Origin of the sequence: Geminicoccus sp., from assembly GCF_035556675.1 — a bacterium.
Classification (GTDB): domain Bacteria; phylum Pseudomonadota; class Alphaproteobacteria; order Geminicoccales; family Geminicoccaceae; genus Geminicoccus.
Genome location: NZ_DATMFZ010000375.1, coordinates 1 through 13,785 on the forward strand (window position 1 = coordinate 1; position 13,785 = coordinate 13,785).

The 13,785-nt window shown below is 70.0% G+C and carries 15 protein-coding genes, 1 tRNA gene and 1 riboswitch; of the genes, 10 read left to right on the top strand and 6 right to left on the bottom strand.

The window, feature by feature from the left end:
• The 6 genes from VNS22_RS26540 to VNS22_RS26565 form a co-directional block, all read left to right on the top strand.
• On the top strand, nucleotides 1-407 hold a 407-nt coding region (locus VNS22_RS26540; RefSeq protein ID WP_325737940.1), incomplete at its 5' end, for an ABC transporter permease subunit.
• An 11-nt stretch (nucleotides 408-418) separates the two neighbouring features.
• Nucleotides 419-712, top strand: coding sequence for a DUF2160 domain-containing protein (locus tag VNS22_RS26545; protein ID WP_325737942.1), 294 nt, complete (start codon nucleotides 419-421; stop codon nucleotides 710-712).
• 87 nt (nucleotides 713-799) lie between these two features.
• Nucleotides 800-2,575 (top strand): carbohydrate ABC transporter substrate-binding protein, encoded by a 1,776-nt coding sequence (locus VNS22_RS26550; protein ID WP_325737944.1) that lies wholly within the window; start codon nucleotides 800-802, stop codon nucleotides 2,573-2,575.
• Between the two features lie 248 nt (nucleotides 2,576-2,823).
• Nucleotides 2,824-5,970, top strand: coding sequence for an EAL domain-containing protein (locus VNS22_RS26555; RefSeq protein ID WP_325737946.1), 3,147 nt, complete (start codon nucleotides 2,824-2,826; stop codon nucleotides 5,968-5,970).
• A gap of 96 nt (nucleotides 5,971-6,066) precedes the next feature.
• Entirely contained in the window at nucleotides 6,067-6,738 is a 672-nt protein-coding gene (locus VNS22_RS26560) for an ROK family protein (protein ID WP_325737948.1), read from the top strand.
• Entirely contained in the window at nucleotides 6,735-7,199 is a 465-nt protein-coding gene (locus tag VNS22_RS26565; protein WP_325737950.1) for a hypothetical protein, read from the top strand. The genes VNS22_RS26560 and VNS22_RS26565 overlap by 4 nt, the downstream gene beginning before the upstream one ends.
• A 16-nt stretch (nucleotides 7,200-7,215) precedes the next feature.
• Here the strand turns inward: VNS22_RS26565 and VNS22_RS26570 are convergent, their stop codons facing one another.
• Nucleotides 7,216-7,500 (bottom strand): hypothetical protein, encoded by a 285-nt coding sequence (locus tag VNS22_RS26570; protein ID WP_325737952.1) that lies wholly within the window; start codon nucleotides 7,498-7,500, stop codon nucleotides 7,216-7,218.
• Nucleotides 7,501-7,538: 38 nt separating this feature from the next.
• Nucleotides 7,539-7,736, bottom strand: a riboswitch (cobalamin riboswitch).
• 136 nt (nucleotides 7,737-7,872) lie between these two features.
• Between VNS22_RS26570 and VNS22_RS26575 the strand changes: the two genes are divergently transcribed.
• The 3 genes from VNS22_RS26575 to VNS22_RS26585 all read left to right on the top strand — a co-directional run bounded on the left by VNS22_RS26575 (nucleotide 7,873) and on the right by VNS22_RS26585 (nucleotide 9,374).
• On the top strand, nucleotides 7,873-8,781 hold the full coding sequence (locus VNS22_RS26575) for an SPFH domain-containing protein (protein ID WP_414653446.1): 909 nt from the start codon (nucleotides 7,873-7,875) through the stop codon (nucleotides 8,779-8,781).
• Between the two features lie 12 nt (nucleotides 8,782-8,793).
• Nucleotides 8,794-9,219, top strand: coding sequence for an NfeD family protein (locus VNS22_RS26580; RefSeq protein ID WP_325737956.1), 426 nt, complete (start codon nucleotides 8,794-8,796; stop codon nucleotides 9,217-9,219).
• 70 nt (nucleotides 9,220-9,289) lie between these two features.
• Nucleotides 9,290-9,374 (top strand) — tRNA-Leu (locus tag VNS22_RS26585).
• Between the two features lie 45 nt (nucleotides 9,375-9,419).
• On the opposite strand, the gene VNS22_RS26590 is transcribed toward VNS22_RS26585, so the two are convergent.
• From VNS22_RS26590 to VNS22_RS26605, 4 genes are read right to left on the bottom strand one after another with little or no spacing between them, the layout of a single operon-like run.
• Nucleotides 9,420-10,271 (bottom strand): NAD(P)-dependent oxidoreductase, encoded by an 852-nt coding sequence (locus VNS22_RS26590; RefSeq protein ID WP_325737958.1) that lies wholly within the window; start codon nucleotides 10,269-10,271, stop codon nucleotides 9,420-9,422.
• A gap of 38 nt (nucleotides 10,272-10,309) precedes the next feature.
• Nucleotides 10,310-11,137: an oxidoreductase gene (locus VNS22_RS26595; protein ID WP_325737959.1), complete on the bottom strand. Its 828-nt coding sequence runs from the start codon at nucleotides 11,135-11,137 to the stop codon at nucleotides 10,310-10,312.
• The gene (locus tag VNS22_RS26600) at nucleotides 11,134-12,156 is read right to left on the bottom strand and encodes an alpha/beta hydrolase (protein WP_325737960.1); all 1,023 of its coding nucleotides are present in this window, start codon (nucleotides 12,154-12,156) and stop codon (nucleotides 11,134-11,136) included. Before VNS22_RS26600 ends, VNS22_RS26595 begins: the two co-directional genes overlap by 4 nt.
• A gap of 12 nt (nucleotides 12,157-12,168) precedes the next feature.
• Nucleotides 12,169-12,486, bottom strand: coding sequence for an EthD family reductase (locus VNS22_RS26605; protein ID WP_325737962.1), 318 nt, complete (start codon nucleotides 12,484-12,486; stop codon nucleotides 12,169-12,171).
• 104 nt (nucleotides 12,487-12,590) lie between these two features.
• Here VNS22_RS26605 and VNS22_RS26610 point away from each other — a divergent pair, with 104 nt between their 5' ends.
• Nucleotides 12,591-13,193 carry a TetR/AcrR family transcriptional regulator gene (locus VNS22_RS26610; protein ID WP_325737964.1) on the top strand — a complete coding sequence of 201 codons (603 nt, stop codon included), beginning with the start codon at nucleotides 12,591-12,593 and terminating at the stop codon, nucleotides 13,191-13,193.
• A 25-nt stretch (nucleotides 13,194-13,218) separates the two neighbouring features.
• On the opposite strand, the gene VNS22_RS26615 is transcribed toward VNS22_RS26610, so the two are convergent.
• Nucleotides 13,219-13,785 (bottom strand): MBL fold metallo-hydrolase (locus VNS22_RS26615; protein ID WP_325737966.1); only part of this gene is annotated, 567 nt, incomplete at its 5' end.

Sequence of the window (13,785 nt, forward strand, 5' to 3'; positions counted from 1 at the left end):
TCGCGGTGGCGCTGGCGCACTGCCTGTTCAACGTGCCGCTGGCAGTCTGGATCCTGGAAGGCTTCATGTCGGGCGTGCCCAAGGAGATCGACGAGACCGCCTATATCGACGGCTATTCCTTCCCGCATTTCTTCGTGCGGATCTTCCTGCCGCTGATCAAGGCGGGCATCGGCGTCACGGCGTTCTTCTGCTTCATGTTCTCCTGGGTGGAACTGCTGCTGGCGCGCACGCTGACCGCGACCAACGCCAAGCCGATCGCGTCCACCATGACCCGCACCGTCTCGGCGGCCGGCATGGACTGGGGCCTGCTGGCGGCGGCGGGGGTGCTCACCATCGTGCCGGGCGCGCTCGTGATCTGGTTCGTGCGCAACTACATGGCCAAGGGCTTCGCCCTGGGCCGGGTCTAGCGGAGGCCACCATGGAAGCGCTTGCGACCCTGATCCGCTCGATGGCCTGGACGATGCCGGTGGGGCTGTTCTTCGCCGGCGTGGCGCTCCTGCTCCTGGTCATGACCGGGCTGCAGTTCGCCTACCCCACGATCGAGCGCAAAGGCTTCCTGCCGATGACCACCACCCGCGGCGACCGGGTGTTCATCGGGCTGCTGGGTGCCGCCTGGATCCACCTCGCCTGGCTGGCCCTGGCGGCCTTGCCCTTGTGGTGGGCGTCGATCCTGGCAGTGTTGTGGTTCGCCCTGGTGCTGCGCTTCGGCTGACGGCACCGGGCCACGTCCGCCGGGACCAGTTCCCGGACCGGCGGCGGGCGATCGACGGGAACAAAGGAAGGGACAGGGAGGTCTCTCATGACGAAATGGCACCTGGGCCGGCGGCGGTTCCTGAGCGGCACCGCCATGGCCGGCGCGGCGCTGGCGATGCCCGGGATCATCCGGGCGAACGCCGCCGACGCCACGATCAACAAGTGGATCGATGAGTTCCAGCCCTCGACGCTCACCCGCGACCAGCAGATCGAAGAACTGACCTGGTTCCAGAAGGCGGCGGAGCCGTTCAAGGGGCAGTCCTTCAAGATCGTGTCGGAGACGATCGACACCCACGTCTACGAAGCGCAGACGATGGCGAAGGCGTTTTCCGAGATCACGGGCATGAACATGACCCATGACCTGATCCAGGAAGGCGACGTGATCGAGAAGCTGCAGACCCAGATGCAGTCCGATCAGAACATCTACGACGCCTACATCAACGATTCCGACCTGATCGGCACCCATTTCCGCTACCAGAAGGTCGTGCCGCTGACCGACTGGATGGCGGGCGAGGGCAAGGACGTCACGCTGCCCACGCTCGATGTCGACGACTTCATGGGCAAGTCGTTCACCACCGCACCGGACGGCAAGCTCTACCAGCTCCCGGACCAGCAGTTCGCGAACCTCTACTGGTTCCGCTACGACTGGTTCAACGACCCGCAGATGAAGGAGGAGTTCCAGAAGGTCAAAGGCTACGAGCTGGGCGTGCCGGTCAACTGGTCGGCCTATGAGGACATCGCCGACTTCTTCACCAACCACGTGAAGGAAGTGAACGGCCAGCGCATCTACGGCCACATGGACTATGGCAAGAAGGACCCGTCGCTCGGCTGGCGCTTCACCGACGCCTGGCTGTCCATGGCCGGCATGTCCGATGTCGGCATCCCCAACGGCCTGCCGGTCGACGAGTGGGGCATCCGCATGGAAGGCTGCCGCCCGGTGGGATCCTCGGTCAGCCGCGGCGGCGGCGCCAACGGCCCGGCCGCCGTCTATGCCACCCAGAAATACATCGACTGGCTGAAGGCCTACGCCCCGGCGGAAGCCCAGGGCATGACCTTCTCCGAGGCCGGCCCGGTGCCGAGCCAGGGGGCCATCGCCCAGCAGATCTTCTGGTACACCGCGTTCACCGCCGCCTCGGCCAAGGAAGGCCTGCCGGTGATGAACGCCGACGGCACGCCCAAGTGGCGCATGGCGCCCTCGCCGCACGGGGCCTACTGGAAGGAGGGGATGAAGCTCGGCTACCAGGACGTCGGCAGCTGGACGCTGATGACCTCGACCCCGGTCGACCGGCGCAAGGCCGCTTGGCTGTACGCGCAGTTCTGCGTCGCCAAGACCACCTCCCTCAAGAAGACCCATGTCGGCCTGACGCCGATCCGTGACAGCGACGTCCGCCACGAGAGCTTCACCGAGCGGGCACCCAAGCTCGGCGGCCTCATCGAGTTCTATCGCAGCCCGGCGCGCGTCGCGTGGTCGCCCACCGGCAACAACGTGCCGGACTATCCGAAGCTCGCCCAGCTCTGGTGGGCCAACGTCGCCGAGGCCGTCGGCGGCGAGAAGACCGCCCAGGAGGCCATGGACAACCTGGCCAAGCAGCAGGACGACGTGCTGCGCCGCCTGGAGCGCGCCGGCATCGGGGGCGAATGCGCGCCGAAGCTCAATCCGGAGGTCGATCCGGAGGAGTGGTACAAGAAGGCCGACGAGACCGGCGGCGAGCCCAAGCGCAAGCTGGCGAACGAGAAGCCGCAGGGTGTGACGGTCAACTACGACCTGCTCTTGCAGGCCTGGGAGGACAACAAGGTGATGCCCGACAACATCAAGGGCTGATCCCGGCGCAGCCCGGAAGCCAGGCAATCTGCCCGGCTTCCGGGCCTTCCCATCTGCGCGAAATAAGACTACCAGTTTGTAATCTGGAGTTGACGAGCCGGCCCGGAATCCGACCAAGCTGCGGCAGCATGGACAGTTGGGCGACGATGATCATATCCGCCGAACCAGGGCCAGATCTGTCTGCCGATTGGCAGCATGATGCGTCGTCCGCCGATGCTCCGGCACGCTTCCTGACCATTGTCGAGCCGATGCCGGGTGCCCTGGATCTGGCGGAGCGTGTCCTCGCTCATCGGCCAGACCGGTCCGGCATCGCCTGGCTGCTGGTGGTGCCCCCGCCTGCCGGCGAGCCGGGCAGCACGAGCCCGGCGGACGAGGCCGGGAGTGCCGGGCAGACGATCCTGGCGGACCGGATCACCCGCCTCGCCGATCCCACCCGGATCGTCCGGGAAAACGGCCACTGGCAGCACCTGCCGCCGGGCCAGTTCCCATCCGGCTCCGGGCTGGCGCTGGGGCCGGCCGACCGGATCGCCCACCTCCTGCTGGGCCAGGGCGACCGGCAGGGCGGCAGCGCGCTGGCCGATTCCGTCCGTGCCGCCGGCGGCCTGTGCGCACGCGGCGATGGCATGTCGGTCGAGCTGGCCGGGCCGGACGGGCTGCGCCTGAGCATGCCGACCCCCAGGCTGCCAGGCTGGCTCGCCGATTTCTGGACCGCCCGGCTGGGCAGGAGCCAGGGGCTGGCCGAGCCCGCCACTTCCTGGACCGGCGAAGTGCTGGAGCGGCTGACCGCCGGCACCGCCGCCTGCCTGATCGACCCGCAGGACCGGATCCTGCCGCTCCACGGCACCCATCCTCTGCTGGTCGGGATGCCGGACCCGGAATGCAGGCTGGACGCGCTGCCGCCGGCCATGCAGCCGCCGGTCGGCGAGACCCTCCAGGCCGCCCGTTCGGGTTCTACGCCCCAGCGGCTGCTCCATCTGCCGTTCGACGCGGCACCCGGCCTGACCTGCCTGGTCGATCTCCTGTTCCTCCCGCTGGAATCGCCGGAGCAGGGCCCGCCGCACGTCCTGGTGCTGGCCGGGCCCACCCGGCCGCTGCAGGGGCCGATCCAGACCGGCCCGATCCCGGTCGATCCCGCCGCGGACCGCACCTCGGTGCTGGCCAGCCAGCTCAGCGTCTCGCGCCTGCACCTGAAGGCCGCGGTGGAGCGGCTGGAGCTCGGCAACGAGCGCCTCCAGGCGGCCTTCGACGACCTGAAGCAGGCCCATGGCGAGCTGGAGGCCTATGCATCCGACCTGAAGGCGCTAACCGAGGAACTCGTGCGGGTGGACAGCGCCCATCGCCAGAAGATCGCGGAGCTGGAGCAGCTCACCGGCGACATCACGAGCCTGCTGGATTCGATCGATGTCGGGGTGGTGTTCGTCGACCGCGACCTGCGGGTCCGGCGCTGCGCGCCGATCGCCGGGCGCATGCTGCGGCTGGATGGCCCCGCTGAAGGACGCCCCCTCGACGAGGTGATCGCCGGCCTCGGCAGCCGCGAGCTGGGGCCCTTGATCCTGCGCACCCTCGAGACCGGCGAGCGGGCCGAGATCGAGATCCCGTCCTGGAAGACCTGCCGCTATCTCGTCCGCGTGCTGGCCCACAAGACCGCGCGGGCCGAGATCACCGGCGCGGTCGTCACCCTGATCGACGTGACCGCCTATCGTGCGGCGGAAGCCGGGCGCGCCGCCTCGGAGGAGCGCTGGCGCCGGCTGATCGACACCGCACCGGACGCGATCCTGATGCACGAGGACGGGGTGGTGGCGCTGGCCAACCAGTCGGCGCTGCGCATCCTGGCGGCGCGCTCCGCCGACGACCTGGTCGGGCGCAGGCTCATGGAGCTGATCGCGCCCGAGGGCGGCCCGTCGTTCGCGCGGCAGCTCGCCCGCGCCGAGGACGAGGAGATCGTCACCGACCCGGCCGCCACGGCCATCATGACGCTGGATGGCCGGCGCGTGGAGGTGGAGATCACCACCTCGGCCCTGCGCGAGGGCGGCCGCCAGGCTTTCCAGACCGTGCTGCGGGACGTGACCGACCGGCGCCGCGCGGAAGCCGAGATCAAGCGCCTGGTCCATCACGACGGCCTGACCGGTCTGCCCAACCGCACCCTGCTCCTGGACCGGCTGGAATCGGCCATGGCCAGGGCGGTGCGCGACGGCAGGCACGGTGCCCTGATGCTGCTCGACCTCGACCAGTTCAAGGACGTGAACGACACGCTGGGCCACCCCGCGGGCGACCGGCTCCTGCAGATCGTGGCCGACCGGCTGCGCCGGACCCTGCGCGGCACGGATACGCTGGCGCGCCTGGGCGGCGACGAGTTCGCGATCGTGCAGACCGACCTGTCCAGCAGCAACGGCGCCAACGGGGCGGCGGTCCTGGCGCAGAAGGCCCTGGACGCGATCGCCCAGGCGATCACCATCGACGACCACGACCTGTTCATCACCTCGTCGCTCGGCGTCACCCTGTTCCCGGTGGACGCGAGCAGCCCCGACCAGCTCATCAAGAACGCCGACCTGGCGCTCTACCGGGCCAAGGCCGAGGGCGGCCACCGCTTCCAGTTCTTCCTGGAGCAGATGAACGCGGAGGTCCTGCAGAAGAAGTCGCTGGAGCGCGAGCTGCGCCGCGCCATCGAGCGCGCCGAGCTCTCGCTCGTGTTCCAGCCGCAGTTCTCGATCGGCGGCGGGCGGCCGGTGGGTGCCGAGGCGCTAGTGCGCTGGCAGCACCCGGAGCGCGGCCCGATCCCGCCCAAGGCCTTCATCCCGGTGGCCGAAGCGACCGGGCTGATCCGGCCGCTGGGGCGCTGGGTGCTGGAGGAGGCCTGCCGGGCGATCCGACGCGGCCTGGATCTCGGCCAGGAGATCGCCATCGGCGTCAACCTGTCGGCGGCCCAGCTCCGCCACGGCGACTTCGCGGCCAGCCTGCGCGAGCTCATCGCCGAGAGCGGCATCCCGCCCGACCTGCTCGAGATCGAGATCACCGAGAGCCTGCTGTTCGAGCCCTCCAACGACGCGATCGCCGAGATGCTGCGCCGGATAGCACACCTGGGCGTGCGCCTCGCCGTCGACGATTTCGGCACCGGCTACAGCTCGCTCGCCTATCTCAAGCGATTTCCGGTCCACAAGATCAAGATCGACCAGTCCTTCGTGCGCGACATCGGCCGCGACACGGACGACGACATGATCGTCACCGCCATGGTCAACCTCGCCCACAGCCTGGGCAAGCGGGTGATCGCCGAGGGGGTGGAGACCGAGCGGCAGCTCCAGTTCCTGCGCGAACTCGGCTGCGACGAGGTGCAGGGCTATGTCCTGGCCCGGCCGATGCCGGAAGCGGCCCTGCGGGAACTGGTCGCCCGTCATTGAGGTGTGCCCGCAACGCCGCCGCTCAGGCCTGGGCGTTGGCGTGCCTCGGCCCTTTACGCGCCAGATGCCACCACCTACGCAGCCCCAGGCGGTCCGATGCGCGGGGGCGAGATGGCGACGCTGGTGGTGGACGTCGGCGGCAACAACGTGAAGTTGCGCTGCGAGGGCTACGATGAGCGCCGCAAGGCCCCGAGCGGGCCGGACTACCGGCCCGAGCAATTGCTCAAAGACGTGCAACGCCTGGCCGCGGACTGGAACTACACCCGAATCTCGATCGGCTGCCCGGGCCCGGTGGCGAACAACCGGGTGGTCCGGGACCTGGTCAATCTCGGGCCGGGCTGGATGGAGTTCGACTTCACCCAGGCCTTCGGTGTGCCGGTCCGCCTGGTCAACGACGCGGTGATGCAGGCGATCGGCTCCTATGAAGGCGGCAAGATGCTGTTCCTGGGGCTCGGCACCGGCCTCGGCAACACCATGATCGTGGACGGCACGATCATCCCGATGGAGCTGGGGCACCTGCCCTACCGCAAGGACCACACCTACGAGGACTATGTCGGCAATCGCGGGCTGGAGAAGCGGGGGCGGGCCCGCTGGGAAGCCCATGTCCACAAGGTGGTGCGGCTGTTCCAGGAGGCCCTCCTGATCGACGACGTGGTGCTGGGCGGGGGCAATGCCCGCAAGCTCAAGGAACTGCCCAAAGGCTGCCGGATCGGCGACAACGAGAACGCGTTCATCGGCGGGTTCCGTCTCTGGGACGATCAGGCGTGACGCGCTTCCTGCCGGCGGCCTGCCTGCTCGTCACCGCCTGTGCCGGGGCGCCGGACACGCCCGTGGATCGGCAGCAGGCCGGGCTGCTCGAGGAGAGTGCTACCGAGCCGAGGCGCCGGGCGGCGCAGACCCTGGAGCGGCTCAAGCGCGACCCCCAGGCCCTGCTGGACACCTGCCTGATGCGCTACCAGGCGGCCACGCCGGGGGGACCCGAGTGGCGGCTGGCGTCGCTTCCGGGCCGCGTCGCGATGAGCAGCACGGCCAACCAGGCGCTGGACGCGGAGGAGCGGCAGGCGAACCCGGACGGCTGGGAGGACCGCGGTGTGCTGCGCAGCGAGATCGTGCTGGCCGATGGCGACCCGATCGGCCGGCGCTGCCTCGTCTGCCGCTACGACTACGAGGACAGCCGCAGCGATCCGCTGACCCTGTTCGGCGTCGACACCACCACGAACTGCCGCTGAGCGGCGAGGGCCGGCGTCAGCGCCGCGGACGGCGCGCATAGCCCGCCAGGCGCTCCGCGGGCCAACGCGCCACCTCGGCCAGCTCCGCCCCGATCGAGCCCGGCAGGTACGCCCGGTCCGGCAGCATGGCGCGCGCGGCACGCGCCGGGTCGGTACCCGGGGCCAGCGACATCAGCCAGGCGAGCAGGATCTCGCGCGGCGGGTGGCCCTGGTCGTGCGCCAGGGCGGCGCGCAGGAGCCCGCTCGGGTCGGCCAGCTCGGCCGGCATGAGGGGCGGGGCATCGAACGACAGGCTCGGCATGATTGACCTCCGGCCGGGGCACCCCGCCCGGCGAGTTCCGACATGGCAAACGGACGGCAGGTCTCCCGGCTCGCGGGTCGGCACCGGTCGCTCTGCCTTCCCAGGACCCGACGGTCCCAGTGGCATCCGAACTCGAGCGACGGCTCACCGCTTACGGTTGCGGGGGCAGCGCCGGCATCGCACCGGCTTCCCTCTCGGCCCGGGTCACCCCGGGCACCATCCAGGACGGATGGTGGGCGTTCCCCCGCGATCTGTCAAAGCCGACCTGCTAGGAAAGGGACAGGCGGACAAGGGCGGCGGAGGCTGGGCATGGAGCTGGGTGCGACGGTCGTGGTGCTGGTGGTGCTGGCGGTGATCATCACGCTGATCGCCATGGGCGTGCGCTCGGTCACGCAGGGCGAGGAATGGACCGTGGAGCGGTTCGGCCGCTACACCCGCACCCTTTCCCCGGGCCTCAACCTGATCGTGCCGGTGATCGACCGGGTGGGTGCGAAGCTCAGCGTGATGGAGCAGGTGCTGGACGTGCCCTCCCAGGAGGTCATCACCCGCGACAACGCGATGGTGACCGCGGATGGCGTGGTGTTCTACCAGATCCTGAACGTGGCGCGCGCCGCCTACGAGGTGGCCGACCTGCGCAACGCCATCCTGAACCTGACCATGACCAACATCCGCACGGTGATGGGCTCGCTCGACCTCGATGCGGTCTTGAGCCAGCGCGACGTGATCAACAGCCGGCTGCTCTCGGTGGTGGACGAGGCGACCCAGCCCTGGGGGGTCAAGGTCACCCGGATCGAGATCAAGGACATCCGGCCGCCGGCCGACCTGGTCAGCAGCATGGCCCGGCAGATGAAGGCCGAGCGCGAGAAGCGCGCGGTGGTGCTGGAGGCGGAGGGGTCGCGGGCCGCCGCCATCCTGCGCGCCGAGGGAATGAAGCAGGCGGCGGTGCTCGAGGCGGAAGGCCGGCGTGACGCGGCGATGCGCGATGCCGAGGCGCGCGAGCGGCTGGCCCAGGCGGAGGCCGAGGCCACCAGGATGCTGGCCGGCGCCATCGGCGAGGGCGGGATCCAGGCTGCCAACTATTATGTTGCCCAGAAATACCTGGAAGCGCTGGGCCGCTTCGCCACCTCGCCCAACCAGAAGACCTTCATCCTGCCGATGGAGGCCAGCGCCGCGCTGGGCTCGCTGGCCGGGATTGCCGAGCTGGCCCAGGAGGCGCTGGGCCGGCGCACAGCCGAGACTGCCGCCGCCCCCTGGGGCCCGCGGCCGGACGGGCAGGGCTGAGGAGTGCTGGCCATGGCGGCCTGGCAGTGGCTGGCGATCAGCGGGGTCCTGCTTCTCCTGGAGCTGGCCACGCCCGGCTTCTTCTTCGCCTGGCTGGCGGTGGCAGCGGCGGTCACGGCCGTACTCGCCTGGTGGGCGCCGGAACTGGTCTGGCAGGTCCAGGCCCTGGTGTTCGCCCTGGCTGCGGGCCTGGCGGTGCTCGCCTGGTTCCGCTTCCGCCCGGCAGCCCCAGCCTCTCCCCTGCCGGACCTGAACCGCCGCGGGGCATCGCTGGTCGGCACGAGGCTGGTCCTGGACCGGCCGATCCGGAACGGCAGTGGCCGCCTGCGGGTCGGCGATTCGAGCTGGCCGGCCAGCGGGCCCGACCTGCCGGCCGGTACGGCCGTGCGCGTGGTGCGGGTGGACGGCAACCGGCTCGTGGTGGTGGCCGACGACTGAGCGCCGTCCCGGCTTTTGCCGGTACTGGACGCTGCCGCCCGACCATGGCACTAGTGCGCCGGTCGCCCGTGCGGGCGTGGTGGAACTGGTAGACGCGCCGGACTCAAAATCCGGTTCCGAAAGGAGTGTCGGTTCGATTCCGACCGCCCGCACCATCCTCCCTCGCCGACAGGCCGGCACATCCGGGACGTCCGTCCGCGCTACTTGCCCGCATTGAGCGTGAACTCGGCCATGGACGACCAGTCGCGTTCGCCCATGCCGGCATCGACCGTTTCGGCCATCCGGCGATGGACCGCATCCAGCATCGGCAGGACGCGCCGGGCCTCGGCGGCCGCCTCCTTCGCCAGGCGCAGGTCCTTGAGCCCGAGCACGGCCTTGAAGCCCGGCTGGTAGTTTCCTTCCGAGATGTTGGCGGAATAGGTCTGGTAGGCGCGGCCGCCGAACAGGGTGCCCAGGATCAGCTCGAAGAAGCGATCGCGGGCGAGGCCGTTGGCCTCGGTCAGCACCACGGCTTCGGCCATGGCCTCGATGGCCATGGTGATCATCATGTTGCAGGCGATCTTGGCGGCATTGGCCGTCGGCGCCTCCGGCCCCATGTCCCAGATGCGGCCGCCGATCACCTCCAGCGCCGGGCGCACCGCCGCGACGGCCGCAGGGTCGCCGCCGGTCAGCACGTTCAGCTCGCCGCGCGCCGCCACGTCGGGCCGGCCCAGGACCGGCGCGGAAACGTAGCCGACGCCGGCGGCACGATGCGCCTGGACCAGTTCCTGCGCGAAGGCGACCGAGATGGTCGAGCTCACGACATGCACCAGGCCCGGCTTCGCCTTGTTCAGCAGGCCGGGCTCCAGCACCACCGAGCGGATCGCGTTGTCGTCCGAGAGCATGGTCAGCACCGCGTCGCCCCGAACCACGTCCTCGGGCGCACCGACCATCGTCACGCCTTCAACGCTGCCGCCCGACCTGTTCCAGGCCTTCACCGCGTGGCCCGCAGCCGCGAGGTTGCGCGCCATCGCCTGGCCCATCGCGCCCAGGCCTATGAAACCGATCTCCATCGTTCCTCTCCAATCGCCATGTCCGCAACGCCCTGGGGTCAGGTGAAATCGGTGTCGATCGCGACCGGCCGCCAGGCATCCATGTCCTTGCGCAGAGCGGCGAGCTTCCGCTCGGCAAGATCGAAGGCGCGCGGGCCGATCGGCAAATGCAGCGGCGGATCCTCGGCATCGATCGCCTGCATCATCACCGCTACGGCCTTGGCCGGGTCGCCCGGCTGGCGTCCGTCGTTGCCCTCGCGATAGGTGCGGGCGGCACCGCCGGTCGCCGCGTAAGCCTCGATCTGCCGTCTGGCGACGGCGATCGAGCGCCCCAGGAACTCGGTGCGGAAGGGGCCGGGCTCGACGATGATCACGTGGATGCCCAGCGGTGCCACTTCCTGTGCGAGTGCTTCCGACAGGCCTTCGACCGCGAACTTGGTCGCGTTGTAATAGCCGTGCCCGCCCATGCCGATGATGCCGGCACCCGACGACAGGTTCACGATCCGGCCCCCGCCCGTGCGCCGCAGCAGCGGCAGTGCTGCGCGCGTCGTCTCGATCAGGCCGAAGACATTGACCTCGAACAGCGGACGGTACTCGTCGGGCGTGGCCTCCTCGATCGCGCCCATGAAGCCGTGGCCGGCATTGTTGACCAGCACGTCCAGCCGGCCAAACGCGGTCTCCGTCGCCGCGACGGCATGGGCGATGCTGTCCGCCTGCGTCACGTCGAGCGCCACGGTCCGCACGGTCGCCGGATGGCGCTGGCGCAGTTCCTCGAGGCTGGCGGTGTTGCGCGCCGTGGCGACCACCTGATCGCCGCGCGCCGCGGCCGCCTCCGCCAGCAGCTTGCCGAAGCCGCCCGAGCAGCCGGTGATGAGCCAGGTCTTCATATCTTCGTCTCCTTGTCTGGGTGCGGTTCGGTTGTCCGGATCAGCCAGTCGAGCACGGGCGCCAGCGCCTCGTCCGAGTTCTTCTCGTAGATCAGCCCGTGGCCATTGCCGTGGACGCCCTGGTCGGGGAGATGGAGAAGCTCGGCCGATGCACCGGCCGCATTGAGGAAATCGGCGGTCGGCGGACTCGCCGCCGCAAAGGCCGAGGCTTCGGCCGTCACGAGCAGGATCGGCAGTCCGGCAAAGGCGGGAAGCCGCAGCGTGCCGGGTGCCGCCTGGCGCAGCGCTTCCGGATCGGGCACGGGCGGATCGAAGGTCAGCGGCGCGGCGGTGGGCCCCCAGCGCAGCGGGCCGATATTGGGGATGTCCGCGAAGGGCGGCCCCATCGGCTCGACCGCCACGATCGCCTTGACCCGGTGCGGGCGGCGATCCGCCACCAGCCAGCCATCGGGCCCGGAGGCGGAATGGGTGAGGAGGATGGCCGGGCCGATCCGGTCGAGCAGTGCGGCGACCCGGTCCGCGTCCAGTGTCTCGGACAGTTCAAGGTCGGCGGGCAGCGGGCCGTAGCCGGCAATGAACTCGTCCATCGCCGCCTCGTCGTCGGGAGCGAACGGCCATTGCGTGTGCCTGGCGTCGCTGCCGGGGAAGTAGATCTGCCGGCCACCCTCATAGGAGAAGGGTGGCCCCATCGGCCCCAGCGTCTCCGTGTGGAAGGGCGAGCGGCCATGGCCCGGCCGGTCGACGACCAGGACGGCATAGCCTGCTTCGACCAGGCGCTGCGCCCAGCCCGGCCGGCCATCGGGCGTGTCGAACCATTCGGTCCCCTGGAAGCCGCCCCCATGCATCAGGACGATCGGCCAGGGCCGGGTGATCTTCTCGGGCGCTTCCCATTCCACGAACATCGGACCGCGCTGCCAGGTCCTGCCGCCATGCGGCACGCGCTCGCCCGGGATCCAGAAATGCCCCCGGCGGACCGTGCGGACCGGTGCGCCGGCCCAGGGGGCGTAAAGGTTGCTCATGGCCATCACCGATCAGAGGGGCGTCGCGCGCAACTGCGCGGGCGCGACATCGGTGAAGTGGGCAACATCGGCCATCACGGCGGGGGTCTGCGGAGAGGCGAAGGCAGCGTCGATCGCCGCCGCGTCGCGGAACCGGCACTCGCAGATGGCGATGGTGCCCTCCCGGCCCTCCGCCGGAAAGAACGCGGCGACGCTTTCGAGCCCGTATCGGCCCCATGCCTGCATCACCAGCGGCAGGTGACGCTCGACATAGTAGGTCCGGTCGAAGCGGGTTCCAGGCGTGCCCTGATAGGTGACGTAAACCAGGGTTGGGGCGGTGCTTGCGCTCATGGGATAATCTCCGGTCGCTGCAGACGCCGACACCGCCGCCGACGCCTTGCTTGAATAAATTAGTGGTCACTATAAATTTCAAGCGGCCGGAGGTGCAAGGTGCAATGGTCACAAATTTGAAGCCGGGGCGGGGCCGCCCCCGCGGGTTCGATCCGGAAGCGGCGCTGGCGGTGGGCCAGAGCATGTTCCACGCCCATGGCTATGAGGCGGTGGGGCTGGCGGCACTCACCGAGGCGCTCGGCATCAAGCCGCCGAGCTTCTACATGGCGTTCGGCAGCAAGGCCGGCTTCTTCGGGCGCATTCTCGAGCGATACGCGCGCTCGGTGCTGGCCCTGGAGGAGATCCTGCTGCCCGGCCGCGCGCCCGACGAGGCGCTGGCCGAACTGCTGGAGAGTGCCGCGCGCACCTATGCGGCGGACCCGGAACGCCGTGGCTGCCTCGTGCTGGAGGCGACGCGGGGCGGCGACGACAGCGAGAGCGCGATCCTGGCGCGCCGCGTCGCGGAGGAGCGACGGGGGCAGATCCGCGCCTTCATCGCCGCTTCCCATCCGGCCATGGCTGGTCTCGTCACCGACTTCGTCGCCTGCGCGATGTCGGGCCTGTCCGCCAGTGCGCGCGAAGGCATGAACGAGGAGCGCCTGGTCGCCGTCGCACGCGCCCATGCTGCGGTGCTGCGCCTGCTCCTGCAGCGGCCGGACGGCGGATGAACCCGCACCGGCCGCGCGGCCTGCTTCACCAGACGGCGCCGGGTAGCGCGTCCAGCGGGAATTTCAGGTAGCGCCGGCCGTCCGCCTCCGGCTCGGGCAGACGCCCGGCCTGCAGGTTCACCTGCAGCGCGTGGAGGATGAGCTTGGGCATCGGCAGGGTGCGGTCGCGCGCCTGGCGCAGCTTCAGGAAGGCTTCGCGGTCGCACTTCGCCAGATGGGGGTTCGACCGCTTCTCTTCCGCCACGGTGGTTTCCCAGCGCGGGTGCCGGCCGCCCGGCTGGTAGTCGTGGCCGGTGAACAGCCGGGTATCGTCCGGCAGGGCCAGGATCGCCTGGATCGAATCCCACAAGGCCTCGGCGCTGCCGCCGGGAAAGTCGGTCCTGGCCGTGCCGCCGTCGGGCATGAACACGGTGTCGTGGATGAAGGCGGCGTCGCCGATCAGGTAGCTCACCGAGGCCAGCGTATGGCCGGGCGAGTGCATCACCCGCGCCTCGAGTTCGCCGATCCGGAAGCGGTCGCCATCCTCGAACAGCCGGTCCCATTGCGAGCCGTCGGTGCGCAGTTCCGGCCAGTGGTAGAGCTGCTGCCAGAG